General features: G+C 51.7%; 20 protein-coding genes and 2 pseudogenes. 16 read left to right on the top strand and 6 right to left on the bottom strand.

Annotated elements, in window-relative coordinates; all coding sequences use genetic code 11:
• The first annotated feature begins 37 nt into the window (after positions 1 to 37).
• The 12 genes from G6L01_RS27940 (at position 38) to nos (ending at position 12,785) form a co-directional block, all read left to right on the top strand.
• Positions 38 to 1,603: an ABC transporter substrate-binding protein gene (locus G6L01_RS27940; RefSeq protein WP_070167530.1), complete on the top strand. Its 1,566-nt coding sequence runs from the start codon at positions 38 to 40 to the stop codon at positions 1,601 to 1,603.
• Positions 1,604 to 1,664: 61 nt separating this feature from the next.
• Complete coding sequence (locus G6L01_RS27935; protein WP_070167531.1) at positions 1,665 to 2,612, top strand: ABC transporter ATP-binding protein; 948 nt, start codon at positions 1,665 to 1,667, stop codon at positions 2,610 to 2,612.
• A complete protein-coding gene (locus G6L01_RS27930; RefSeq protein WP_070167532.1) occupies positions 2,609 to 3,604 on the top strand; it encodes an oligopeptide/dipeptide ABC transporter ATP-binding protein in 996 nt (331 codons plus the stop codon). Before G6L01_RS27935 ends, G6L01_RS27930 begins: the two co-directional genes overlap by 4 nt.
• Positions 3,604 to 4,524, top strand: a complete 921-nt coding sequence (locus G6L01_RS27925) for an ABC transporter permease (RefSeq protein ID WP_081344248.1) — start codon at positions 3,604 to 3,606, stop codon at positions 4,522 to 4,524. Before G6L01_RS27930 ends, G6L01_RS27925 begins: the two co-directional genes overlap by 1 nt.
• A complete protein-coding gene (locus G6L01_RS27920; RefSeq protein WP_070167533.1) occupies positions 4,524 to 5,390 on the top strand; it encodes an ABC transporter permease in 867 nt (288 codons plus the stop codon). Before G6L01_RS27925 ends, G6L01_RS27920 begins: the two co-directional genes overlap by 1 nt.
• Positions 5,391 to 5,405: 15 nt before the next feature.
• Entirely contained in the window at positions 5,406 to 6,206 is an 801-nt protein-coding gene (locus G6L01_RS27915; RefSeq protein WP_070167534.1) for a glycerophosphodiester phosphodiesterase, read from the top strand.
• Positions 6,199 to 7,011, top strand: coding sequence for an inositol monophosphatase family protein (locus G6L01_RS27910; protein ID WP_070167535.1), 813 nt, complete (start codon positions 6,199 to 6,201; stop codon positions 7,009 to 7,011). The genes G6L01_RS27915 and G6L01_RS27910 overlap by 8 nt, the downstream gene beginning before the upstream one ends.
• 178 nt (positions 7,012 to 7,189) lie before the next feature.
• On the top strand, positions 7,190 to 7,714 hold the full coding sequence (locus tag G6L01_RS27905; protein ID WP_070167536.1) for an NUDIX hydrolase: 525 nt from the start codon (positions 7,190 to 7,192) through the stop codon (positions 7,712 to 7,714).
• Between the two features lie 10 nt (positions 7,715 to 7,724).
• A complete protein-coding gene (locus tag G6L01_RS27900; RefSeq protein WP_070167537.1) occupies positions 7,725 to 8,699 on the top strand; it encodes a DUF4432 family protein in 975 nt (324 codons plus the stop codon).
• Between the two features lie 200 nt (positions 8,700 to 8,899).
• Positions 8,900 to 10,549 (top strand): Na/Pi cotransporter family protein, encoded by a 1,650-nt coding sequence (locus G6L01_RS27895; RefSeq protein ID WP_070167538.1) that lies wholly within the window; start codon positions 8,900 to 8,902, stop codon positions 10,547 to 10,549.
• 100 nt (positions 10,550 to 10,649) lie between these two features.
• Positions 10,650 to 11,042 (top strand): aldose epimerase family protein, encoded by a 393-nt coding sequence (locus tag G6L01_RS27890; RefSeq protein WP_234887849.1) that lies wholly within the window; start codon positions 10,650 to 10,652, stop codon positions 11,040 to 11,042.
• A 504-nt stretch (positions 11,043 to 11,546) separates the two neighbouring features.
• Entirely contained in the window at positions 11,547 to 12,785 is a 1,239-nt protein-coding gene (gene nos / locus G6L01_RS27885; RefSeq protein WP_070167540.1) for a D-nopaline dehydrogenase, read from the top strand.
• Between the two features lie 425 nt (positions 12,786 to 13,210).
• Here the strand turns inward: nos and G6L01_RS28225 are convergent, their stop codons facing one another.
• Positions 13,211 to 13,888, bottom strand: a complete 678-nt coding sequence (locus tag G6L01_RS28225; RefSeq protein WP_419178744.1) for a RolB family protein — start codon at positions 13,886 to 13,888, stop codon at positions 13,211 to 13,213.
• Positions 13,889 to 14,346: 458 nt separating this feature from the next.
• On the opposite strand from G6L01_RS28225, the gene G6L01_RS27880 reads away from it, so the two are divergent.
• Positions 14,347 to 14,967, top strand: a complete 621-nt coding sequence (locus tag G6L01_RS27880) for a RolB family protein (protein WP_174089376.1) — start codon at positions 14,347 to 14,349, stop codon at positions 14,965 to 14,967.
• A 499-nt stretch (positions 14,968 to 15,466) separates the two neighbouring features.
• Here G6L01_RS27880 and ipt read toward each other — a convergent pair whose 3' ends face one another.
• Both ipt and G6L01_RS27870 read right to left on the bottom strand, forming a co-directional pair.
• Positions 15,467 to 16,186, bottom strand: coding sequence for an adenylate dimethylallyltransferase Ipt (gene ipt / locus G6L01_RS27875; protein WP_070167542.1), 720 nt, complete (start codon positions 16,184 to 16,186; stop codon positions 15,467 to 15,469).
• 705 nt (positions 16,187 to 16,891) lie between these two features.
• Complete coding sequence (locus tag G6L01_RS27870; protein WP_234887852.1) at positions 16,892 to 19,093, bottom strand: FAD-dependent oxidoreductase; 2,202 nt, start codon at positions 19,091 to 19,093, stop codon at positions 16,892 to 16,894.
• 403 nt (positions 19,094 to 19,496) lie between these two features.
• Here G6L01_RS27870 and iaaH point away from each other — a divergent pair, with 403 nt between their 5' ends.
• Positions 19,497 to 20,900 (top strand): indoleacetamide hydrolase, encoded by a 1,404-nt coding sequence (iaaH, locus tag G6L01_RS27865; RefSeq protein WP_070167543.1) that lies wholly within the window; start codon positions 19,497 to 19,499, stop codon positions 20,898 to 20,900.
• Between the two features lie 484 nt (positions 20,901 to 21,384).
• Here the strand turns inward: iaaH and G6L01_RS27860 are convergent, their stop codons facing one another.
• On the bottom strand, positions 21,385 to 22,068 hold the full coding sequence (locus tag G6L01_RS27860; RefSeq protein WP_070167544.1) for a RolB family protein: 684 nt from the start codon (positions 22,066 to 22,068) through the stop codon (positions 21,385 to 21,387).
• Between the two features lie 605 nt (positions 22,069 to 22,673).
• On the opposite strand from G6L01_RS27860, the gene G6L01_RS27855 reads away from it, so the two are divergent.
• The gene (locus G6L01_RS27855) at positions 22,674 to 23,930 is read left to right on the top strand and encodes a glycerophosphodiester phosphodiesterase family protein (RefSeq protein WP_081344251.1); all 1,257 of its coding nucleotides are present in this window, start codon (positions 22,674 to 22,676) and stop codon (positions 23,928 to 23,930) included.
• Between the two features lie 292 nt (positions 23,931 to 24,222).
• On the opposite strand, the gene G6L01_RS27850 is transcribed toward G6L01_RS27855, so the two are convergent.
• Complete coding sequence (locus G6L01_RS27850) at positions 24,223 to 24,528, bottom strand: hypothetical protein (protein WP_070147012.1); 306 nt, start codon at positions 24,526 to 24,528, stop codon at positions 24,223 to 24,225.
• Positions 24,528 to 24,743, bottom strand: a pseudogene (locus tag G6L01_RS27845) (transposase domain-containing protein); the annotation flags it as partial. The pseudogene G6L01_RS27845 and the gene G6L01_RS27850, both read right to left, overlap by 1 nt.
• A gap of 76 nt (positions 24,744 to 24,819) precedes the next feature.
• On the opposite strand from G6L01_RS27845, the pseudogene G6L01_RS27840 reads away from it, so the two are divergent.
• Positions 24,820 to 25,939, top strand: a pseudogene (locus tag G6L01_RS27840) (IS110 family RNA-guided transposase).
• Positions 25,940 to 26,116 lie beyond the last annotated feature (177 nt).

Here is a 26,116-nt window from a genome sequence, read left to right as displayed (position 1 = left end):
ACCTTTCCCTCACATCATGCCAAGCAGGAGCTCTTAGATGCTTTCGACTAGCCGCAGAAATTTCATCATCGGTGCCAGCGTTGCAGCGCTTGCATCAACCACAAGTATGAAGTTCGCCTTCGCGCAGCAACGACGCGAGCTCCGGATTGGCGTTAATGGCCTGCCGCCGACCCTTGAGCCGGTGAATGCGATCAGCAACGTTGGTCCGCGTATCGTGAACCAGATCTACGACACGCTCGTGGCCCGCGACTTTTTTGGAAAAGGCGCACCAGGCAGCGGCATTACGCTGGTGCCGGCGCTTGCCGAGAGCTGGGAGCGGATCGACGACAAATCCGTACGCTTCAAGCTACGCCAGAAGGTCATGTTCCACGACGGCGTGGAGATGACCGCAGACGATGTCGCGTATACCTTCTCGTCGGAGCGGCTCTGGGGGCCCGAAGCGATCAAGACAATCCCGCTCGGCAAGTCCTATTCGCTCGCCTTCGACGAGCCCGTCGTCGAGGACAAGTATACGGTCGTGCTTCGCACGAAAACCCCGAGCTATCTCATCGAAACCTACGCTGCGTCCTGGATGAGTCGCATCGTTCCCAAGGAATACTACAAGAACCTTGGAGCGGTTGCATTCGGCAACAAGCCGATCGGAACGGGTCCGTATAAGTTTGTCGAGCTCGTCAGCGGCGACCGTGTCGTGCTGGAAGCGAACGACGACTACTGGGGTTCAAAGCCGACGGCTTCGAAAATCACGTACCAGCTTGTCGCAGAGCCAGCCACGCGGGTCGCCGGCCTGATCAGCGGCGAATACGACATCGTCACAACGCTGACGCCCGACGACATCCAACTGATCAACAGCTACCCCGACCTGGAAACACGTGGAACGCTCATCGAGAACTTCCAGATGTTCACCTTCAACATGAACCAGCCGGTTTTCAAGGAAAAGACGCTTCGTCGTGCGCTGGCGCTTGCGGTCAATCGCCCGCTGATGGTCGAATCCCTTTGGAAGAACAAGGCCTCGATCCCGCATGGTTTCAACTTCCCGAACTATGGCGAAACCTTCGATCCAAATCGGCCCGCCATGGAATACAATGTCGAGGAAGCCAAGCGCCTGGTGAAGGAGAGTGGCTACGACGGCACGCCGATCACCTATCGTACGATGGGCAACTACTACGCCAACGCAGTTCCGGCGCTGATGATGATGATCGAAATGTGGAAGGAAATCGGCGTCACCGTCGTGCCGGAAATTTATGCACCGGGCACAACGGTGCCTGACGAAAAGAGCTGGATGCGGAACTGGTCCAACGGTCAGTGGATGACGGACGCTTATGCCACCATCGTTCCCGAGTTCGGGCCCAACGGCCAGGTTCAGAAGCGGTGGGGCTGGAAAGCGCCGGCCGAATTCAACGAGCTGTGCGATAAGGTCACGGTGCTGCCGAACGGCAAAGAACGCTCCGACGCCTACAATCGCATGCGAGATATCTTCGAAGCTGAGGCCCCCGCGGTCATTCTCTACCAGCCCTATGACGTCTACGCCGCCCGCAAGGATGTCCACTGGACGCCCGTAAGCTTCGAAATGATGGAGTTCCGGAACAACCTCAGCTTCGCCTGAGCGTGAGTTTCGTTGGTGGTGGCGCGTATCTGGAGGCGCGCCGCCGGGGAGGAGTTTTCAAGTGACAAGTCTACTAGCAGTTCGCGACCTCACCGTTCAGGTGCCGGCGCGCGCGCTCAAGATCATCGATGGCATCAGTTTTTCGCTGGGTGCGGGTCAAACGCTCGGCCTCGTTGGCGAATCCGGCTGCGGAAAAAGCATGACCTGCTATGCCATTGCCAAAGCGCTGCCGCGCGGCATTGCTCAAACGGGCGGAACGGTAACGTTGAGTTCTGGTGCGCAGGCCGACAGCCAGGGGAAAGCACCATCGGTCGCCATGATCTTCCAGGATCCGACGAGCAGCCTGAACCCAGTGCACACAATTGGCTACTACCTCGAATCTGCCCTCTTCCGGCATCAGGGTCTCAGGGGCAGCGACGCGCGGCTGGAGGCGATGCGGCTTCTTGAGCGCGTCGGCATCGACCGTGCCAAGAGCCGGTTGCGTTCCTATCCGCACCAGTTTTCCGGCGGCATGAACCAGCGCGTCATGATCGCTCATGCGCTTGCGGCAAAGCCCCAATTGCTGATCGCCGATGAGCCAACTACCGCGCTCGATGTGACGACGCAGGCACAGATCCTTTATTTGCTGGAAGAATTGAAGGCCGAAACCGGCATGGCACTCCTCATCGTGTCGCACGATCTCGGAGTAATCGCTCGTTTGGCCGACCGCGCAGCGGTGATGTATTGCGGTAAGATCGTCGAGACGGCGCCCGTGACAGAACTGCTCCGGCGCCCGGCTCATCCCTACGCCCAGGCCCTGATCGATTGTATGCCCAGTATCGATCCCGCGGACCGCGAACCTCCGATCCCTATCCCCGGATCGGTACCCCTTCTCGATAGCCTTCCGGAGGGATGCCATTTCCATCCACGCTGTCCGCGTGCGAGTGGCGAATGTTCCGTACGCTTCCCAGCGCCCAAAAATATAGGCCTCGTCCATGAAGCCTCCTGTTACCATCCGGTGGTCGCATGAATACGCCATTGCTTCAAACCCACGATCTGGTCAAGGCCTTTAGCCACAAGACCGGGTTCTTCGCCAAGCCGACGAGCCAGCTTGCGGTCAACTCCATCAGCTTCGACCTCGCGCCGCGGGAACGCCTCGGCGTGGTCGGTGAGTCCGGAAGCGGCAAATCGACACTTGGTCGGCTCCTGCTCGGCCTGACCCCACCGACAAGCGGAGATGTCTTGTTCGAGGGCGTGAACCACAAGGACCGCAGCTCTAAAGACTGGACGAAGTTCCGTATGCGCACCTCGCTTGTGCAACAGAACCCGCTGTCGGCTCTGAACCCGCAGATGACGATTGGAGAGCAGATCGCCGAGGGCCTTCTTGTTCATCACGTTGCAGGTCGCGCGAGCGCGTATGAGCGCGCAGCCGCTATTCTCGAGCGTGTGGGGCTGTCAAGTGCGATGATGACCCGGTACCCGCACCAGATGTCGGGTGGCCAGCGCCAGCGGGTCGTCATTGCCCGTGCTTTGATCCTCGACCCAAAACTGGTGGTTTTCGACGAAGCCGTCTCGGCGCTGGACGTATCCGTCCAGGCTCAGGTTGTGGCGCTACTCCAGTCGCTTTGGCAGGAGTTGGATCTTGCCTACGTGTTTATCACCCACGATCTTCGCATCGTTCGACACCTGGTCGACCGGATCGCCGTGATGTATCTCGGGCGGGTCGTTGAGACCGGCCATATCCGTTCGGTCTACGAACGGCCCCGCCATCCCTATACGAGAGCGCTCCTGGATTCAGTTCCGACGATGGATCCGAGCGTGCGCAACCTTCCGCCACCGCTACAGGGCGAAATCGATGCGAGCAAACCATCCGAAGGCTGCGTTTTCCGGACGCGCTGTCCGTTTGCCATCGACAGATGCGCGTCCGAAACGCCGAAGCTTCGCGAATTCGACGGCCAGCAGGTGGCATGTCACCGCGCCGAAGACGTGTCATCCGAGATTTGCCGGAAGGAGATCGCATAATGATAGGCTTCATAATCGCTCGTGCCCTTCGGGCTTTGGTCGTTCTCTTTCTCACCGTGACTTTTGTCTTCATCGTTCTTCGACTGAGCGGCGATCCAGCGCAGACGATGCTGGGCGAGCGTGCAACGCCGGAGGTGCTGGCGGTGTTCCGCGCCGACTGGGGCCTCGACAAGCCGATCCTCCAGCAGTTCCTGATCTATGTGGCCAATGCGTTCCAAGGAAATTTTGGCGTCTCATCCTCCGACGGACGCGAGGTCTTTTCGATCATTGCCGAGCGCATACCAAAGACACTGGTGTTGACGGTATCCGCCTTCATTCTGAGTGTGCTCCTCGGCATACCGGTCGGGATCGTCGCTGCTGTTCGACGCGATAGCCCTGTCGACAAAGCCGTCATAACGGGAGCTGTGCTCGGATACAGCGTTCCCAACTTTCTCCTTGGTCTCACTCTCATCTTCGTGTTTGCCGTTTGGCTGCGTGTCTTGCCGAGCTCTGGCAGTTCTACCTGGCAGCACGCGATTCTGCCCGTCGCAACCTTCGGCCTTTTCAACGCGGCCACAATCGCGCGCTTCACGCGCTCGACGCTGATTGAGGTGCTCGAGCAGCCGTACATCGCCGCCGCCCGAGCCGATGGGATACCAAAGTGGGAAGTCATTCTTCGACACGCGCTGCCTAACGCCGCCATCCCGATGGTGACCATGCTGGGCTTTGTCGCAGGCGGTCTCTTGGGCGGTTCGGTGCTCATCGAAACCGTCTTTGCCTGGCCGGGCCTCGGAAGCGGCTTCGTTCATGCAACGACCCACGGCGATCTCAACGTTGTGCAGGCAATGATCCTTCTTTTCACGGCCTTTATGGTCACGATCAACTTGGCCGTCGATATTCTCTACGCGGTCCTCAATCCGAAGATCAGGCTTCAGAAATAATGACCCACGCTAAGATACTCTCCTTGCCGAGGGGGCAATTCTGGAATTTTGCCACCCGAACCCCGATCAGCATCTGGCTGTGCATAATATGGATCGCTGCGATCGTAATTGTCGGTGCGACGGCGCAATGGATCGCACCCTTCCACTATCTGCAACAGTCGCCACTTGCACGCTTCGCGTTGCCGGGCACCCTGCCAGGACATCTGCTTGGCACGGATTATCTCGGCCGGGATGTGCTTAGCAACCTTTTTGCTGCGATCCAGATGACATTGATGATCGCCTTCGCAGGCTCGGTGATCTGTTTGCTTATCGGCACCATTCTGGGTTTTCTGGCTGCGCATTTTGGGGGCTGGGTCGATAACCTCATCATGGGCTTTGCCGATGCCATGCAGTCCGTTCCCTTCATCATCGTGGCTCTTGGCGTACTGGCGTTTTTCGGTTCGAACCCGCTGCTGTTTGTCTTACTAGCGGGGATCTACAACTGGTGGCGTTATGCTCGTCTGACGCGCGGCCTTGTCCTGAGTGCCAACGAGGACGGTTACGCCGAGGCGGCGCGGATCGTCGGCGTACCATCATGGCGCATCTACCTGCGTCACATACTGCCAAACATCGCAGGCCCGCTCGTTGTTCAACTCACTGTAAATTATCCGGAGCTCATTCTGCTCGAGAGTGGTCTGAGTTTTCTCGGGCTCGGCATCCAGCCGCCGTCCACAAGCCTCGGACTTATGGTTGCCGACGGGCGAAACTACCTTGCGATTGCCTGGTGGCTTGCTGCTTTCCCAGGCGTAGTCCTCGTGTTCACAACATTATCCATAAGCCTGCTTGGCGACTATTTGCGCGATCGTCTCGACGCGCGCCTCCGATAAATGAAGGAAGAGAAAATGAACCCCCTTAGAATGTCGATCGAGAACATGCGTATAGGCGGCCACCGCGGCCACAGTGCGGGCGCTCCGGAAAACACGCTGGTCGCGTTTCGCAAGGCTTTTGAGTATGGCGGTCCGCTGACCACCTGCGAGACGGACCTCTCGATTACAAGCGATGGCGAACTCGTCCTCATGCATGACAAGACAGTCGATCGCACGACCAACGGTCACGGCATCGTGCACAAAATGACTTATGCTGAGCTCGCTAAGCTAGATGCCGGCAGCTGGTTTAATGAAAAGTTTGCGGGTGAGCAGGTACCGCGACTTCGTGATGCGCTCATACTCGCTCGAGAGCTTGGCATCATTTATCAGCTCGAACTCAAGATCTACGACCAGAACGACGTTTTTTTCCCGAAGCTTCGGGCGTTAATCGATGAGCTTGGCGCCGCGGACCTGTTGCAGTTCTCGTCGTTCGACTATGTCCAGCTCAGGGATGTCAAGAAAGCTATCCCGGATGTTCCAACGGTCGGCCTGATGCACTCTCGCCTTATCGACCCTGCGTCCCTTGCTCGCCAGGCCAATCTCGATGCCATGAATATCGAAGTCTACCATTTCGCCAGCGGCGAGGCCCGCCAGCTTCACGAAGATGGTTTCGCGGCCTTCTGCTATCTGCCGGCCGGCCACCATGAGAAATTGATGAAGTACGGCGTGGACGTCGAGTCTCAGGTCGTCCAGTGGGTCCGTGAAGGTCAGCTCGATCAGCTCCTCGGTGACGACGTCGCACAGGTCGCACGGTTGCGGGATCAGGCTCGTGGATAAGGCCATCACAGCAGTCTCTTCGGAGCAGGCGACCATCGTCGAGGGTATTGCGCGAGAAGCGGGAAACCTGGCCCTCTACTATTTCAAGAAGTTGGCCACCTTGCCGGTTGAAAAGAAGGGGCACCTCGACCTTGTCACCGAAGCCGACACACAGGTCGAAGCCCTGATTATCGCAAGGCTTCGTGAAGCTTTTCCAGACGATGGCGTTTTCGGGGAAGAGGGTGGCGAGATCACCGGGACTTCGGGTCGCATCTGGGTCATCGATCCGATCGACGGAACGTTCAACTATGTCCGCGGCGCCCAGAACTGGGCGGTGTCTATCGGGCTGTACGAGCACCGCCGCCCTGCCTTTGGCGTTATCTTCGCTCCCGCGCGCGATCTGCTGTTGATTGGTGGTCACGCCATCGTACCGCAACTCAATGGGAAGCCTCTCGGTCCATTGCCCGCGCTCGACATGTCTCGTGCATCGACTGGCTTCAGCTTTCATCCGTCGGTTTCGACGGCTGACAGGTTGGAGGTCCTGCGCTTCATCTCGGATGACCTTCGCATAAGCTTCCGCTTCACGGGGTCAGCGACGCTCTCGTTGATCGAAGTGATGATGGGTGAGACGGATGGCTACGTTTCTGTCGGCGACTCCACTTGGGACGTCATGGCGGCGCTGCCAATTCTCGCCGGCTTGGGCGTCAGTCACACGATCGATTGGGACAAGACGGAGCTTCCCCAGAAACTTCGTTTCGTGTGCGGCTCGGACGAATTTCTTAATCGAGTAAAGCCCGTGCTCAACAATCTCTCGGCGGCTGCCTAACCCTCGATCGCCTTGTACGAACGGTTGTCGCGCGAGAACACGTGCGACGCCCCTCACCATGAGACAAAACGCGCAAGCACCTCGTCAATCAAGGCGTTGAATAGTCGGGACATTCGTCGTCCTTGGTTCGTCAATCCTATAGCAATCTTGCATGACGAGAGTGTGAAAGGCCCTCGACTTGGCACACGAAAATACCGAACTTTCGCCATCGACGGAGTTTGCAGCCGTAGCCGACAAGCTTCCAAAAGGCGATGTCAGGACGCAATATGCTGCTATCTGCTTTCGACGCGTGCCGAGCCGAGACGGAGCGATCGAGGTCCTGCTGATCACGAGCAGGGACAGCGGCCGCTGGGTCATCCCAAAGGGATGGCCGATGGGAAAAAAGAAGCCCCACCAGGTTGCGTGCGCCGAGGCCTGGGAGGAGGCCGGGGTCAGAGGCCGTATCCACAAGAAGGCATGGGGTCATTACACCTATGTGAAGAAGCTGGATGACGGAAAGCTCGTCCCCGCAATGGTTCAGGTCCACCTGCTCGATGTGCAAGAACTTGAGACCGATTACCCCGAAAAGAATGAGCGCAGACTAAGTTGGTTCACACCGGCGGCAGCCGCTTCGTCAGTGAAGGAGCCGGAGCTTCGTGGCTTGATCTCCAAACTTGAAAACTATGGTTTTGCCGATGCGTCAGCGCTCCGCGCCGTGAAATGAGGACCAGTTGATGGACATGGATTTGCTCCGCCGAACCGCAGACCTCCGTTCGGTTGCCGACGCTAGGCTCTTAACACTGCAAGACGGCCCTGGCAGGGGACAACGTCTTATCGTTGCCAGGAATGGAGCCGGCGTCGGATTCGAGATCTCGGTCGATCGTGGTTTCGACTTGTCATCCCTGTCGTTCAAAGGGGTGAATGTCGGGTGGCACTCGCCCAATCAACTGCCGTTCTCGCCACATGACCCGGATTCGGAGGAAGGACTGGGCTTCTTCCGCAATTTCGATGGGTTCCTCGTGACCTGCGGTCTGGATCAGTACAGCAAGCCTCATGAGGCCGATGTTACGCATTACGGATATCCAAATTTCAAGACACGCCGCCTACCGCAGCACGGTCGGATCTCGTCAGAAAAGGCGCGACTGAATCGATACGGTGTCGACGTCGAGACACTGGTCATCATCTGCGAGGGAACCGTACGGCAATCAACTGTTTTCGGAGAGGTCTTGGAACTGCACCGCAAGATAACCGTGCCGGTATTCGAACCTGTCGTATTCATCGAAGACACCGTGACGAATAGAAGTTTTCGGCCATCCGACCACGCTATTTTGTACCACTTCAATGTCGGATATCCATTCTTGGACGACAGTTTGACGATAAGAGGGCTTCCAGAAGCTGTACTAACACAGATCAACTCGACCCCGCCGATCCCGCATGATGATTTCGGTGAGAAGGTGGATCATGTCGACTGCCGTGTGACTCCGCATGACATGCCAATTGTTCTTGAGAACGAGCGATGCGGTTTCTCGCTCTCCCTCACCTATGATCAACAAGCGCTCCCGAGGTTTGCTACCTGGCGTGCCTATCAGTCCGGCGTATTTGCACTTGGGATCGAACCTCGATCAGATCTTCGACCAGTCGACGGTAGCAAGCTCGGGCCTGGCGAAAGCCGTGGCTACAGGCTGCGGCTGGAGTTTCAATCCAAATGAGGGAGACGCCCAGACTACAGCTCATCGATGGAGGAGCCATGATTTCAGTCCTGTCGAAGCGGCGAGAGCGACAGGATGTTGGTGGACGGCGTTCCTCCCGCGCTGTCCACCACATGTTTGCTCGGTGCGGTTCCCCTTCGGCGTCAGGGGATCGCACATATGACCATGGGTCCCGTCAAACCGAAAGAGGGGATTAACTGTTGGGCTCTACGCTCGTCATGATCAATCTGTTCGGCGCTATCGCGCTTTTGCTGTTCGGCCTGTCATTGGTAAAGGACGGCGCCACGCGCGCGCTCGGAGCAAGGTTGAGAACGGGACTTGCGACAGGCACGCGCACGAGCCTGCGCTCCCTGCTCTCGGGTTTCCTTGCGACAGTCGCGTTGCAAAGTTCGACCGCAACGGCTCTCATGGTTTCTTCCTTTGTCGAGCGCGAACTGATCAAGCCGCGGATGGCGCAAGTCGTGCTCCTCGGTGCGAACATCGGAACAGCCGTCACGGCATGGATTGTTGCGACCGGGATCGAATGGGTATCCCCACTGCTGCTTTCGGCTGGAATCGTACTCCATCGGAGTAGGTCAGTCCCACGCCAAGGCGCCGGCGCGGCTTTGATCGGCGTCGCAATCATGCTGCTATCTCTTCATTTGCTCAGTAGCGCGACGGAACCACTTCGACATTCGCGGGCGCTTGCAGCTTTTATCGGCCTACTCGACAATGCCTTGCCGGTCGCAATGCTGCTTTCCGCGGCCATCGCATTCATTTCGTCATCTAGCCTAGCGGCCGTCATCCTTGTTCTGTCATTGGCCTCAACCGGGATGCTTTCAGGTGGCCTGACTGTCGCGCTCATTCTCGGCGCGAATCTGGGAGGTGCGATCCCGCCGGTGATTGCCACTCTGTCAGGTTCGGCCGCAGCCAAACGCGTAGCGCTTGGAAACCTAATTGTTCGAGGGATCGGCTGTCTCCTGACCCTTCCATTCGCTGAGCAGTTTGCAAATTTACTATCACTTCTGCCGCTACCCGCGTCAAAGCTTCCCGTTGATGCCCATCTTGCCTTTAATATTGCTTTGGCCGCTATAGCCTGGCCGTGCTCGCGCTTTCTATCAGCCCGGATGGCAAAAATCATCCCGGACAGGATCCAGCCGGAAAACGGACCGAAATTCCTCGATCAGGATGAACTTTCGACGCCGCTCGTTGCGCTCACCAGCGCGGCGCGGGAGGTGCTGGGCGTCGGCGATCTCGTTGAAAAAATGTTGTTGCGGGCTTCCAACGCCTTCGAACAGAATGATGCTGCGGGTTTGACTGAGCTTCCCGCGCTTGAGCGCCAGGTCGACCGAATACAACAGGAGATCAAGGTCTATCTATCCAAGCTTGGCCGCAATGGATTATCTGACGAGGAGGGCCGGCGGTCGATTGTCATAATCGACTACGCGATTAACCTCGAACATATCGGCGACATCATCGAAAAAGGCCTATTGCCTGAAGTGACTAAAAAGGTTGGTCAGGGCCTGAATTTCTCCGAGGATGGATTTGCTGAACTGCAGCAGCTGTTCCAACTCACCATCGATAATCTCCGTATCGCTCAGACTATCCTGATGACCCGTGATGCGGGTCTTGCGCGACAGCTGATGGAGCGAAAGATCGATGTGCGCAGGATGGAGAAGCGATCGGCGGAGCGCCATCTTGAGCGTCTCCGGGCCGGTCGCGTCGAAAGTCTCCAGACAAGCTCCCTGCATCTCGACATTTTGCGCGACCTCAAACGGATCAACGCGCACATAACGTCGGTCGCCCATCCGATCATGGATGAGCAGGGGCTTCTCGGCGAAAGTCGCCTCCTTACTAGGATCGACCGGTAGCGGAGAAAAATTCAAGGTCTCCTGGTTAGCCACTAATATGAGAGAGAGAAGATTGCTCGGCACAAAGAACAACCCGGACCTAACATCGGTCTTGACGACAATGGTATCCGGCATCGATGCGATAGAGGTCCCCGGTCGCGGTTATCGAGCCCGGATTGCATTGGTCGGGGCGACACTTCTCGATTGGCGAACTGTCAGTGCCGATGGACAGGAAGGCGAAAGTATCGTCGACGGCTATCGGGATATCGAAGAGCTGCAATCGCAGAATGGCGTGAGGAATGGGATCCTTGCCCCGTTCAGCAACCGTATCGAAGGTGGAAAAATTCAGCTGGCTGGATCAGCCTACCAGATTTCGCCGGTCGCAGCGGTGGAGACAGCCGTCTACCATGGTTTTGCGCGCGTGCGACCGTTCAGGCTGCATAAGGTTGACTCTGATGGTGAAAACGTTCGAGCGGTATTGCGTCGTCAGGCTTTCCGAACTTTGGCAAGTTGAAGAGACGCCAATAGCGCGTCGACCGTCAAGCATCCAGAACGGGCTCTATGGGGCACGCACAAACAAACGAACGATCGAGTGAGTCTTTCACGCCCTTACAAACATACAAATATTCTAATAAATGCTCTTTTCTCTTAGGTTTACCCGCCAATATATCCTGTCAAACGCTGATATTTACAATTGATTACGGAAAATGACGAACAGATCAGGAGCGCAAAATTTAAGGCAGCCACGCTATTGACCCGGGCGATGACGTTGGACAAGCCGTTTTAATTTTGGGATGGATTGAACTTTAAAGTTGAAGGAGTCACTCAGCCGCCGGCTGCTAGAGCTTTAATGAGCTAAGCACATACGTCAGAAACCACTATTGTGCGTACAAAAGTCGCCTCAGATCACTGTCAGCCAGCAAGAGTTTCTTGCCACAACGCAACTGACGTTCCACATAAATTCCTTTCGGAACTCAATCAGATATCTCATATTCTCTCTCAACCAAAATATTCGACAATGGCTCTCGCTTCATCCTCAACTTCTCTACCTGTTCCCGCCGCAGGTCATCATCCCCTTCCCTTGACTGTAGGGGTCCTCGGTTCTGGTCACGCTGGGACTGCATTAGCGGCTTGGTTCGCCTCTCGGCACGTTTCCACGGCTCTGTGGGCACCAGCGGATCATCCAGGATCGATCTCAGCAATCAAAGCCAATGAAGGAGTCGTCACCACCGAGGGAGTGATCAACGGTTCATTTACGGTCTCAGCCTCTGATGATCTGCTCGCAGTTATTCGCTCCAGCCATCTACTGATTATTGTCACCCGTGCGGACGTTCACGACAGCTTCGTCAGTGAACTCGCCAACTTCAACGGTGAACTCGCAGAAAAGGATATTCTCGTCGTCTGCGGCCATGGCTTTTCCATGAAGTACGAGAGGCAACTGCAATGCAAGCGAATACTCGAGACGGATAATTCGCCCACAACGTCTAAGCTATCGGATAAAAAAAAATGTAAGGTCAACATTAAGGAAATGAAAGCTTCTTTCGGACTGTCGTGTTTCCCAATTCATCGAAATGATGTTGGCGTCATCGATCTACCCGAAGATATCAAGATCATCTTCGCCCAGCTATTTACGGCTAGGATCATCCCCATCCCACCATTGCAGGTGCTGTTCTTTTCCAACTATATCACTCATGCGGTTGCCGCTGTCATGAACATCGGAAGGCTGCGCGACCCTGTCAATTCCCTTACCAAAAGAGCTGAGCAGTGGCTTCTTGAACTAGACGAGCGAACCCCACGAGCCGAGACGGGCTTTTTCTTTTATGGTGAAGGATCCAACACTTACGTTTGCAAGGTCCAAGAGCAGATAGACCAAGAGCGCCGGAAGGTTGCCAAAGCGTGTGGGTTGCATCTCAATTCTCTCTTGCAGGAATGCAACGATGAATATGGCACTGATTATGCGACCCTAAGGGAATATTGCCTCGCACCATCACCTCATAACGTGCATTATGCATGCCCTGACAACATGGAACATCGTTATTTTTCTGAGGAATTATGCTCATTGGAGGATATCGCGGCAATTGCAACTATTACCAAAATCGAGATGCCCCTCACCCGCGCGTTCATCAATATTATTCATGCGGGAAAAGGAAACTTTCCGCCAACTGACAAAACATCCAGCGTGATTGGTAACTTCAGGTCAGGAGACTTGATCCGCTTTGGTGCCACCATATTTGTTAAGGACGAGAAGATGAAGTAAAGAAGACGTGCGCCAAGCAGTTCGTTCCAACCTCCTGTAATAAAGTTCCATAAGGCCGCACCCCTATCACCGTATTGCGATGCATCTAATATATTTTCTGTTGAATTATCATATTCATGTAATATGTAACGCGTTTTTTTCTTATCAGATGTGTTTTTTGTGCTTTCGACTTTGTTATTTTTATGTTTTCTATATTGATCTAGCAACAAAATAGAGGATGTTAATTTCGTATAAAAGCAAATTTTTTCCTAGAGGAAATCACCTCACACAGACATTCTTAACTACTAATTATCACATCCGGAATTACTTTATATTACAATACAAAAACCCCATGATATAATATAACGTTAAAAACACACTCAAGATTCAGTTAACATTAATATTTGAAAAGCAATACACATCCGCAATCAACACTCTGCGCTAATCTAACACCGGAAACAACTACCGTAGGACCACTTAGAAAGCCTCTCAACGCTGACAATCTTCGCATCTGGTACGAGCTTAGGCGACGGCGGAAAGGCCTCACCAAACGCGACAACTTCGCATCTAAACCGTGAACCTGGGATTGGGGCAAGAAACTTGCGCTGATGCATGCCATGGATTTCGAGAAGTGAATAGTTCGTCTTGAAAAAAGATAAATTCGGCAGGAAAGCGAAAAACGCCTCCACATCCTTCAGGGAAAGCCGAGAGCCAGGTGAGATCTGGTTGTGCCATTTCCATATCGTCTGGGATGTCACTCCGTCGGTGTAAGGCGATTCAGTACAGGCGACAAATCTGGAAGCCGTAGTGCACAAAAATTCTCCGCACTCCACAAACCGATGAATTTGGTCGGAACTACCGTAGACGTACCACAAATCAGTGCCGGGAAGCACTGAATACAAGGTGTCAAAAGAAGGACCCTGCAGACACGGCGCTTCAGAAAAATGCGATAACCTCCCGTCGGCTGCGCAAACCTTAGCTTTTAGAATTGATTCCTCCAACACTTTCTGAGCACTAGCTAATGTACTATTGATAAACCCTACATATGCGTCCCTAGATTCCCTAAGACGGAAATCTCCCAACGATGAATCAGATACAAATTTGACGTATCTCGGTCGGAACATTGGACGATTGTATTCCATTTCCAACTTGTAATTGAGAAGCAGAAAACTTGCCTCAGACGGAATAGATATCTTCTCTGAAATCTGAAATTTGCACCAAGCGCTCTTTAAAAAAGACAAACAATTCGTGCCGACGGTGGTCCACCGAAGAAAAAGTTGGGGCGTAAATGTCAAAAAGCAGTTCGGCGTAGAATTTGCCACATTCTGCGATCTAATTACCCAATCCACGACTTTTGGGACAAAAAAGACAAAAAATATGACACATTTTGCGAAAAATGCGCCTGATTGGAGAAATATTTCCACATGCGGCGACTATTGCGCGCTGATTGCCTGACGAGGCTACCAAGTGCACTCGTGAAAATGCTATCGAGTCGGCCACAATCGCTTGCCCATTCACTATAAGAACACGAATCATCACTCCATTTCTGTCACAGCCCCTCGGCAAATCGGCAATATACGAAATGACGGTTCCTACTTGGCAGGTTCGCGATCTTAGACGCATCCTACGAGTTAGTGAGTTGAGTCAACACTTGCGCCAGGCTCGTACCGATTTCAGATCCACCCTGTCACAACTCGTATACTTTAACCGCTCCGTTGTTAACCCAAATGAGTACGATGACGAGTATCTCCTTTCAGACCAGAGGCTCACCTATGTTTACGTCGATGAAGTAACAGCGCAATTGTGTGGTCTCAATCGCCTATTACCGTCCAACTCTCCGGCCTTCGGGACAGTAGCTACCGCAATGCCCCCATGGCTATTGGATCCACAAGAAATGAACGCAATCTTGCAACAGAGTTGCGGTCAAGGAGGCTTCGTTAATTACCACCACGGTCCGAGTACAAACGGCTTTTTTTTAGCGATCCTGATGAGCCAGTTGTTCATACGGATCAGGACTGATGTAATCCGCGGTCAAGGTTATGGTTGGTACGCCAGGCAAGGTAATTATGTTGAGGAAGGAGAGGATAACGAAGGTATCGAAAACGAGGAAGAGGAAGAGGAAGAGGAAACGAGAGAGTTCCAATTATCCGATCTCATTCACTATCCCATTGTCGCATTGGGATCGTGCCATCTCACACGTTAGGTGTCGCGGTTACCAGAAAACTTAATCTATCAACGCGTGCTTTGAATCTTGTTGTTTTTCATGTTTCTAATATCATCCAGTACCGAAATAAAATTCGTCATTTTCGTCTCTCGCAATGCAATTAATATGGTCTAAATACAGCAATTGTGGCCCAAACACATATTATTATTACTATTATTAGTCGTGCGTAATTTTATTTATGAAACGTCTCGTTTCAAAACTATGAGAATACAATACACAATGAAACACGCCCATGAACAATAAAACATCTACGAATACCAATCGAACATTCCATAATATACTTAATCGTATTTTATTATGCAAAGATAGATCTATCTTTGGCTTTGCGTAGCGGCGATGTTGCAGCCGAGCATAGCTGAGATACTCTTGGGCTATCCCTTCCACCAACTCGTTCTGCGATTTTTGTCTTCATCGGATAGGGCTGTTCGTCGTTGCCAATCGCAAACATAGCGAATCCCCAGGGCGCCAGGAGATCCTATTACATTCCGAACGGATGACCCTCGAATCCTTCGAAAGCGACTGCGTTAATTGAAGGGAATTCCTGCTCCTGCAGGCGAGCATACCTGAGATACTCCTGGGCTATTCCTTCCACCAACTTATCCTCCATGTCTGCGCCAAGCTGCAATAGCATATCGGGTGTAATCTGGTTTTGGCTAGCAAACAACATAGCATATCGATACCCATCGATCCCTTCCAGTATGGGCCTCAGTTGAGGCTGATTCCAAAGATGAACCAGCTCTTGGATGATGGAAAGGCCTGCAGCGGGGCGCAACATCTGCTTAACTCTGGCCTTGGCCGCTTTGATGAAGGTCTCCTCGTCTGCTAACTTGTGGCGAATAATACGCCAACGAAAATCGTTGCTCCAATAACTGCTCTGCACCATGCACTTGAGCAACGAGATAGATCCTCCCTCAAGAATAAGCCCACCGTGAGCCTCATTATTATAAACCTCCGCGATCAGCCTCTCGTGAGCTTGCTTGGCTGAGATGATACCCTTCACCAGAGGCTGCTCATCAAGGTATAGACGGGTCGTGCCCTTCAGTTCTTCCACTGTTGGTCGTCCGCTTCCGGTTGACAGTTGAGGACAGCATTGGATCCGGTCGAGAGAAAGGACTGGCTGCCCGGTTTGCTGGGCAAGAGCTATCGCGGTCGATGTCTTTCCTGTACAAGTTGGACCGAAAATTAGACAGAGATCCATAAGTGTTTTGCGATATCTTGAATACAAATTGATATTTTTTTGGTTCGAGAAGTGTATCATCACAGGCTGTTATATTGTCTTCCTCGAGATTCCTTATTGAAGAGCAAATGGCTTTAGCGTCTCTCCAAAGGGCAACTTGTTTTTCAACAAAGTGTGGGGCACGGCTGTTTCCTTGAAAGCAATTTGTCACCAACGCAGGCGCCTTTAAGTCAAAATAAGGCTGACTAAATCAGCACTATAGAGGCAGCTATTCATGCCACTTGAGGACGTTTTTCCGCGCTTTACTGCCACTTGTCTGCGCTGATTAATCATCATTGCTGGCGAGAGAGTGAAATCGTTTGTAATAGTTGATTAGGTGAGACGTCAAAATAAGGGCGACTATTTCATATTTGACTTAAATATGTCCATATTGTTAGGCACATATGATAGCAATTCCTTAACAACGGTGTCTATTATTTACTTCTTGCAGTCGTTGTCATTGTGACAAAATAAAAGATATTCTATATTTGTAATAATATTACCATTTCAATAAACGCGACAGTTGATATTTTAACTATACCTCAACATATTACTGCGCACTTCAACATAATGGAAGTTAATAGAATTACAGAAATTTTATTTACACCATCATATTCGTTGTTAAAACATCAAGATTCATTAATAGCAATTTATAAAACGTGCAATACTTGTAACAGGATACGCAGATTAATTTCTATTGCGGTAGTTATATCTCCTCCAAGAGTGTTCGAGAGGATTGTCCTTTGCTAAAACACCTCCACAATTGTGGATAATTGCACAGACGGCATTACACGCGGTCTGAATAGCGCCCTCCACCCATCCACCGGTGAAGGAACAACTGCAACCCGCCAAGTAAACTCCAGTATCATTAGTCATGTCCAGCGCTTGAAAGAAAAGTTCTTCAGAATAAAAATCCTCGCCACGCCGGTTGAGTTTGAAAGCTCCGCCGGCATTCTCGTCTGTAAGCCAATCATGTTGAACAACATTTTGGACGTAATCAGCGCAAGCGGGAACTAAATGCCGGGCAAACGCCGGGAACGATTTCGAAATTGCGTCCCGTAGCAGACATAATCGCTCTTTTTTGTCGGGGACCGCCAATAGCTTGTGGGAGTCGTCCTCCCATGTATAACTGATGAGCACCAGACCTTTACCGTTCGGATCCTGCGGCTCATAGTCCAGACAATACACTGCTTTTGCGACCCCGTCCATGAGGACACAGGACGGGAGCATATGGTCAAACCAAAATTTACGTTCAGTCAGCAGGAACAATTTTGAAGAGCCCGTCATGTGGCTGTTATCAACGGCTTGGTTCACTGGTGCACGAAAAATGGTGGTATCGGATGTCAGACGATGCCTGAGTTGGATATTTGCGAGTCCAGATGTAACCACCACCTTATCATAAAGTTCAGATATCCCGCTCTTAAGCCTTATCTTTATTTTTGTCTTTTCCTTCTCAACCGCCCTGACTTGAACATGGCGTATACGCTGGCTTACAGACACGCCATTAACCACTTGAGAGGCGATCCGACGTGGAAGTTCTGAGATTCCTTCAGAGCACATACGCTGATTTTCTTCATATCCGTTTATGACCAAGCGAAGGATCTCAATAAACCCGCTTTCAAAAACTGGACCAAACCCGCCAGATCCTATTCCCATTAGCTTGAATAGGTCCCAATCATGAGGGAAACTCCATGTTTCACCACCGGGAGGACGCGTGCCCAGAAAGATCCTCTCTATCGCTGAAGAGAACGACTCCCTCCCGAAACGGTTCAGCCAAATTTGCCAGGCGTCATGAGCCCGCCTAATGTCCCCTAATTTCAAGGCCTCAGTGATAGCATCAGGCGAAGCCAACACAATATCTCCCTCAAGGAAACCGTCCTTCAAGAACGCATGCCACCCGCTATAAACGCGATGGAACAACTTCGGTGGCTGCTGCCCGGCTTTCCACATGTATCGGCAACCCTCGTAGACCAAGTCAGTGTCGACTGTGCCGGGATTTGGGAACGGCCTCATCGAAGACAGACCGTACCGCTCGAGGAAGAAAAACAAGCACGATGCAGCAGGAGGAAATCGCATCGCCCCCATTTCGGCCACGACGCTCGGAGCTTCCTTGAAAGCATGTGACCAAAGCTTGCCTCCAACCCGATCACCTGCTTCATATATTGTAACATCGTCTACGCCAGCATGAAGCAGTTCGCTTGCCACCACGAGCCCGGAAATGCCAGCCCCAATGACCGCTACTTTTGGCCTGGGAACATCTTCTGGAAAGAAGCCGATCCGCCCACTATCTGAACATTTGTCGAGAAACAACCTGTAGTCGTAGAGCAAGTCGATCGTTGGAAAGGACCCTGCCGAGGCTTTCAGCATCAGGTTTCGACCATAAGCTACCATGTCAAATGGTACTGCCTCTTCAATGATTACGGTAAACCCGGTAACGCTTTTCAACAAGCCTTCTTCGTACGGCGCCATTTGCAGGGTTCGGGAGCGGGCAGTCTCAGAGATTGAAATGGCCACGAAATGACTAAGGTCGCTGGGTGCACATCTTTTACCACTCAGCAAATTCATGGTTTGGAGAAGTTGAGCTCTGGAGATATCCATGCAAGATGGTGCAAGGTCGATGGCAACGAGACCACTCACTCTTGTTCGCACCGAAGCTTCTGGTTCGAGTATCCACCTCAGAATTTCCTCGCCAACATAGATGTAAGCGGAGAGGACTGCGACCCTCTGACCGGCTGAGATCTCCGGAAAGCGACCGTCGGCAAGCCTTTTGCAAGCTAACCCAGCGTTGCACTCGCCGGAAATTTGACTAATTCTTCTTTCCCTCGAAGCTTCTCGTTCTGAGAAGGCTGCGGCAACGCGGCGGTCCAACTCATCAGCCTTGTCGACCATTATCAGATCCACAATTTTGGTAGAGAAATGATCGCATTGTTTATCAAGAAGAGATGAGGCTGACATTGCTAGGGAAGATTGGTCTTTGTGTAGATAACTAAAGACATCAACCGTTTCTATTTAAGTTGAGAATCGGGGAATACTGTGCATTGACATCCCAATGGAAAGCGACAATTTTGGCGTTTTTCAATAGAATATTCACGCGGGTCCACCTCGCCGCTCAATCAGGTTGAATATTGATTGATACAATACTGTTTCCGTTTGAAAAAGTGCCCTTAATACCTCCAATAATTCGCATCATACGCCGTGATTGGGAAATTCCCTCCAATAATCGCGCAATTTGGGCCCAAGCGCGGTATATTTATTTGATCTGAAATGGGCTTAAAATCCCCAATCCAGAAAGATGGTGCCCATTACCTCGTTAGCACAAACCCTAGAACGCCTAAGACGGAAAGACTACTCATGCTTAGAACTAGTAGAAACTCTAATCGCGCGTTGTGAAGCTGCAAAAGCATTGAATGCCCTTCTGGCAACAGACTGGGGTGGCTTGCGGCGGAGGGCCAAAAAAATTGATCGCCATGGAAACGCCGGGGTAGGTCTTCGCGGCATTCCGCTCTGCTTCAAGGCGAACATCGCGACCGGCATATTTCCTACAAGCGCTGCTACGCCAGCGCTGATAAACCACTTGCCAAAGATACCATCCCGCATCGCAGAAAGACTTTTTTCAGCTGGAGCACTGCCGGGTGCCTCGGGAAACATGCATGAGTTATCGTTCGGAATTACGAGCAACAACTATGCCACCGGGGCGGTGCGGAACCCGTGGAATCCAAGTCTGATACCAGGAGGCTCAAGCGGTGGTGTGGCTGCTGCGGTGGCAAGCCGATTGATGTTAGGCGGCATAGGCACCGATACCGGGGCATCTGTTCGCCTACCCGCAGCCCTGTGTGGCGTAGTAGGATTTCGACCGACGCTTGGTCGATATCCAAGAGATCGGATAATACCGGTCAGCCCCACCCGGGACACCGCCGGAATCATAGCGCAGTGCGTAGCCGATGTTGTAATCCTCGACCAGGTTATTTCCGGAAGACCGGCGAGAATTCTACCCATACCGCTGAAGGGGCTTCGGATCGGCCTCCCCACTACCTACTTTTACGATGACCTTGATGCTGATGTGGCCTTCGCGGCTGAAACGACGATTCGCTTGCTGGCCAACAGAGGCGTAACGTTTGTTGAAGCCGATATCCCCCACCTAGAGGATCTGAACAGCGGTGCAAGTTTGCCAATTGCGCTTTATGAATTTCCGCACGCCCTAAAACAGTATCTCGACGATTTTGTGGGAACAGTTTCTTTTTCTGACGTTATCAAAGAAATTCGTAGTCCCGATGTAGCGAACATTGTCAATGCACAAATTGATGGACATCAAATTTCCAACGCTGAATATGAACTGGCGCGTCAATCCTTCAGGCCAAGGCTCCAAGCCGCTTATCGCAACTACTTCAGACTCTATCGGTTAGATGCAATCCTCTTCCCAACTGCACCCTTGGCGGCCAAAGCCATAGGTCAGGATTCCTCAGTCATCCACAATGGCTCAATGGTGAACACTTTCAAGATCTACGTGCGAAACGTGGATCCAAGCAGCAACGCAGGCCTACCTGGGTTGAGCCTTCCTGTCGGCCTTACACCTGATCGCTTGCCTGTTGGAATGGAAATTGATGGATTAGCGGGTTCAGACCACCGTCTGTTAGCAATCGGGGCAGCGTTAGAAAAAGCGATAAATTTTCGTTCTTTCCCCGATGTTCTGAATTAGCTGTTTTCCAAATCTGCGCTTCATTTAGAATTATTCTTGAAATTGATAGAATATTCAGTTCGTCTTTGTCGTTCCCAAAATCAAAACATCTGCTTGATATAATAAAAATCGATATATAAAATTTATAGTTAATGCGTCTTCACAGATTAGAACATGAATTATTTTATAATTCAGCAGTCAGGATTCCCAAGTAAAATTAAATCAGAGAACTCCATAGACTGCACCTACAGTTTGCTTTGAGTGCCAGAACGGCTCAAAGATTAGATTGCGGCTCAAGACCAAATATTAACCAGATATATCCATAGAGAATAGTTTATTATTCATAAAACACACAACAATACGACATCGGCGATTAAAGTACATATTCAAAATACACTGATTCTCTGCATGCAGGCTACATAATTTTATTATCATTACATAGGATCGATACATTTCGTTACAATCGGACACTTTTGCTTCATTCCCGCTCGCACAGATGTGCGTATTAGACCAAGCGCTTCAACAAGGAGGTGAGAGCCATTGACCACCCCGCCTTGGGTGCCTTTTTCAGGCCGTTATCCTGAAAGAGAGCTTTGCCGACCGCGACTATTTCAACACAGAAAGGGTCAGCCCGGGATGGCGCCAGGAAGGCATCGCCGTCGATCTTCACGTGCGAGAAACTTGTGTTCTGAAGCGAAGTATTCGGAAGGAAAGCAATATAAGCATCCAAATCATTTTTTTCATTGTTTGTAATGTGACAGACCTCGTTCTGCCAACACCTCATAGCTTCTTTTGTTATTCCTTGGGAATAGGGTGGAACGGTGGAGATGACCACGCCTTTGCCGGAAAAGCCCTCATAAAATCGCTCGCATGCATACCTTCGCATTTCTTGAAACGAACAATAAACGTACATTAGAGAATCATTGAGTACAATATTCAGGGACATACCTACCGGTGCTGGCAAGCAAGCAACACTGCGAAAGCGCTTGACCACTTCGTCTATAGCTGGATCAATCGGTACATTGGTATCAATGATAGAATCTATCCAGGAGCGTTGAGCAGGTATGAGATCCTGTTGTGCAAACCTAAGATAAGCTCTCCTTGTAGCAAGTAGGACGATTTCAAGTTCACGCCGGTCTTGTATATGCGAGCAGTCGATAACGTTGAATATCGGCCGACTGTGATCCATATCGAACAAGAGGGTTCTTTTTTGAATGTCAATCAGTCTAGGTTGATTATTATACGTGCTTGAGTACCCTTAATATTGGCTACCCGATAGCATCAATCACGGGATTGCGGTTTGAATCAATTGAGACGCACCGAAGCATTTCGTTTTTTAGCTCATCAAATTTATGTTGTTGGACGATTTTTCAAAGTAGGGCCCACATTTCGGTGAAACCGCCGGCAACGGCGCGATGTGAGGCCTGCAGTTTGAGTATTTTGCGCAACTAATCGTATAGTGGGGGACAAACTGACACCGAAAATAAGACACTGACTGATTAGGCGGGCAGTGATTCCAGCTAGGTTAATGAGCCCCACTACATTATTAGTTAAAACTGTCAGCCTTTATCCATCATTTAAATATATATCTTGCCGGTATTTTTATACGTCGCACCGAGTTTTTTGCTTGTCACTTTTAGCTCGAGATCGCAACAATTCAAATTTTGCTCCCGGCAATCCGCTTTAGTTCGCAGATGGCTATGAATGTAAGAATGCTTTGTTGTTTTCTCATCAAGACGCGTCCTGACGTCCCGTTTTTTTGCGCAGGTGCTTTGTCAGCGTAGGCCACACAAGATGGAAGGAACCGCTTGGCCGGCTTGGACGCTTCATTGGGATCTTCCAGAAAACGTCACTCCCCCTGAGGTTCTCGCACGCCATTCTGTCCCAAAGCTTCTAGAGCGGCTCGAGGAGAACCTGCCCTTACAGGTCATTGAGCATAGAGGAATGTTCAATTTAGGGAACCGCATTCAAGAATGCACCGCGAGCTCATTGTTAGCCGCGCTGGGGCAAGGAGGACGTAATCTGAGCGAGTTAGACGTCTGTTTAACTTCAGATAATATCCCTGTGGTTTCTCATGATCTTAATACCTGGCGAGTGTCTGAAAAACTGGGAGATAAATTTTTCAATGAAATTCACTCATCAGACATCAATAATGTGCCTGTTATTATTCGAGAGGTGTCCAATGGGATAATACAGGATAGGTATCGTGAAACCATTGATCATATTCCTTTGTTAGACGAAATATTGGGGAAGGTATTCTCGGCTAATCCAGATGCCACCATTTTCCTAGACGGCAGGAACTACGAGGCTCACGTGATTGTGGCTTGGCTTAGCCACCGACCGGTATACCATCAAAGAGCTGTTGTACTTTTCTACACATTTGAATACCCGGACGGTGGTGCCTTTGTCGACGCAGTTTTAACAGCCCAGCCCGCATCTGATTGGAGAAAATCAATCGCTTTGATGCCCGCTCTTTTTCCTGAAGAACTTTGCCGATTAGCCCGTCTGCGTCAAGTTAGTGAACCCACAGTCGATGATTTGTATTTGGCAGGCAAAGCCTGGATTGATTCCTTGCTGATGCAGGACATGCGGGTTGTGGCGGTACATGTTGTTTTCTCCGAAGTGTCCAGAAATTTGTTGGATCGGGTTGTCGATAAAGATGTCTTGTTGGCTTTCGACTCTGATCAAGCTGCAGTGAGACTCGCGCACTACGTCAAGGAGGATACAATGATCAAAGCTAAACGCCCTCACCTAAAGTTCGCTGCGGTCACCAGATGCTACGACTTCGCGGCCTTACTGAATTCCGGCGAGAGGGCTGAGTTCTCAATCGACATTAACACAGGCAGGGCTCGACCTCATGAGACAGACGAGCGGAAACACATACGTTGGAGAAAAGGAACACCAGGAAATTCTGCAACGATTGCGGACTGGGTAATCTCAGATCGATCTGAAGATGAAATGGCTATCTGGGAATGGCGAAATCAGGGCATCGATCGTGAAGTTTCTCATCTAAGCCCCCATCTGGATGTCGATGTAGGAACGTCGGAATAAAAATATCGAAACCAGAATAATTTGTTTATTAGGTTTAGCAAATCAATGTATTTTTTCGAAATGTATCTGTTTATTTTCCCAATGTAATGAAACTGTGCTTCACATATATTTCCACTTTACACTAAATAGATAGATTTGTTTTAATTATATTCAAATTTTATCATCATATTCATTGGCGATCCGTGTATAATTCTCGAGACTGGATACATTTACAATTCAATATATCCTGCCGCCGCCGCCGCGTCGCTGTGAGCGTCCGGCGAAAGCGTTTTCGGGTGTCGAGAGATGGAAGCTACGAGCCGCGTTTCATTTCATCGGCCATGACGCGGTCGATTATTTCAGGATCGCACTGTGTGTCGATGAGGAACTCGCGGATACCGCCGTCCCACGTCCTGATGTCGGCAAGTAGGCTTTGAAGTTCTTCGATGCCATTCCCGGTCAGACCCTTCGGGCCATCTTCACTGCCATCGCTGACGTAAACCAGTTCGCCCTCGGAGATGTTGTCCGGGTTTGCGGTTACTTCTTCGATCAGTTCGAGGTTTTCGCCGATCATGCCGGCGACTTGGCTGAGCGTATAGATGAACCTCGAGCGAGCCATCAGGCGGCCTCGCATCGAGCTTTTGCTGGCATCCAGTTCCAGGGCAGCAGATCTTCAAATCGGTCTTTGGGGTGATCCTGGATCCGGGTCAGGACATCTGTCAGGTAGAGCTCCGGATTATGGCCGTGCAGTTTGACCGTTTCGATGATGGTCAGGATGTTGGCGATGCGCTCACCGCCCTTGTCCGAGCCTGCGAATAACCAGATGCTATGACCGTTCCTTCTTGCGATGTCGCTCAGTGAGCGCAGCATAGCCTGGTGCCATTTCGGCCGATAGGAGGATGGATTCATCATGACTGACTACGATGCATATATTGGGTTGGACGTCCACAAAGACTCGATCTCCGTTGCCATTGCAGACGCTGGCCGTTCTGGCGAGGTCCGCCTCTTCGGAGCTATTCCGAACGAGCCAGCCGCGATCTCCAAACTTGTAAAGAAACTTTCGAGCAGGCACGGACGGGTTGAGTTTGTACGAGGCGGGGCCGTGTGGATACAATGTCTTTCGGCAAATTGAGGCGTTGGGCTTTGTTTGCCGGGTAGTCGCGCCAAGCCATACCCCTGTCCGGCCCGGCAATCGGCAGAAGAACGACACCCGCGACGCCGTGATGCTTGCAAGGCTGTTGCGCGCCGGAGAACTTACCTTCGTTTGGGTTCCTGATGTCGTGCACGAGGCGATGCGGGACCTAGTGCGAGCCCGGTCTGTCGCGTCTCACGATGCGCGGAAAGCTCGAACACTGATCCAACTGTTTTTGTTGAAGCATGACCTTCGGTATTCGGCCAAGTCATGGACGTCGCGACATAGGACCTGGCTACGCAATCGACATTTCCAACATTATGCGCAGCAGATCGCGTTTCAAAGCTATCTGAATCGACTGGAACAGGCCGAGGCCCGCAAAAAGGAGTTGGAAGATCAGATCGCTGTCATTTCTCAGACATGGTCCTTGGCACGTACAGTGGTGAACCTGCAGGCTTTCAAAGGCATAGGCTTGGTCATTGCCGCAACACTGGTCGCCGAGATCGGAATATTTTCGCGTTTCGACAATCCCCGGAAGCTAATGGCATACCTTGGACTAATTCCTGGAGAGCACTCAAGCGGCGGTTCCGTTCGGCCACGCGGGATAACCAAGACAGGCAACTCGGCCCTTCGCGCCCTGCTGTTCGAAGCTGCCTGGTCCTACCGCGTTCAGGCCAAGGTTGGGAACTGGATGCATAAGCGACGCCCGGACGTCCCGCAGGCCATTAATGACATCGCCTGGAAAGCCCAGGTTAGGTTGAGCGCACGATACCGCAAATTAGTCGGATCAGGTAAGAAGAGCAACGTGGCCATCACCGCGGTCGCTCGCGAGCTTGTCGGCTTCCTATGGGATGTTGCTCGCAAAACTGAATCCGAAACAACGTCGGCTGCTTCTTGAGCAGCTAACCCATAATCAGCGATCGGGAATGGTCAGGGCGTCGGGAGCGGAGAAGGAATCCTCGGGCAAAAATTTGGACGGGTTTATCCTATGTCCGCAGCCAGATCGAGGCAGCCTTCCGACGCATCGTCACCATTGGGTAGCCAATCCCAGGACAAGAGTTTGAGCAACCGTCGA

It is taken from the genome of Agrobacterium vitis (assembly GCF_013337045.2).
Lineage (GTDB): Bacteria > Pseudomonadota > Alphaproteobacteria > Rhizobiales > Rhizobiaceae > Allorhizobium > Allorhizobium vitis_B.
Note: the sequence above shows the minus strand (reverse complement) of the source record. Positions and strands in the feature narration are given on the sequence as shown.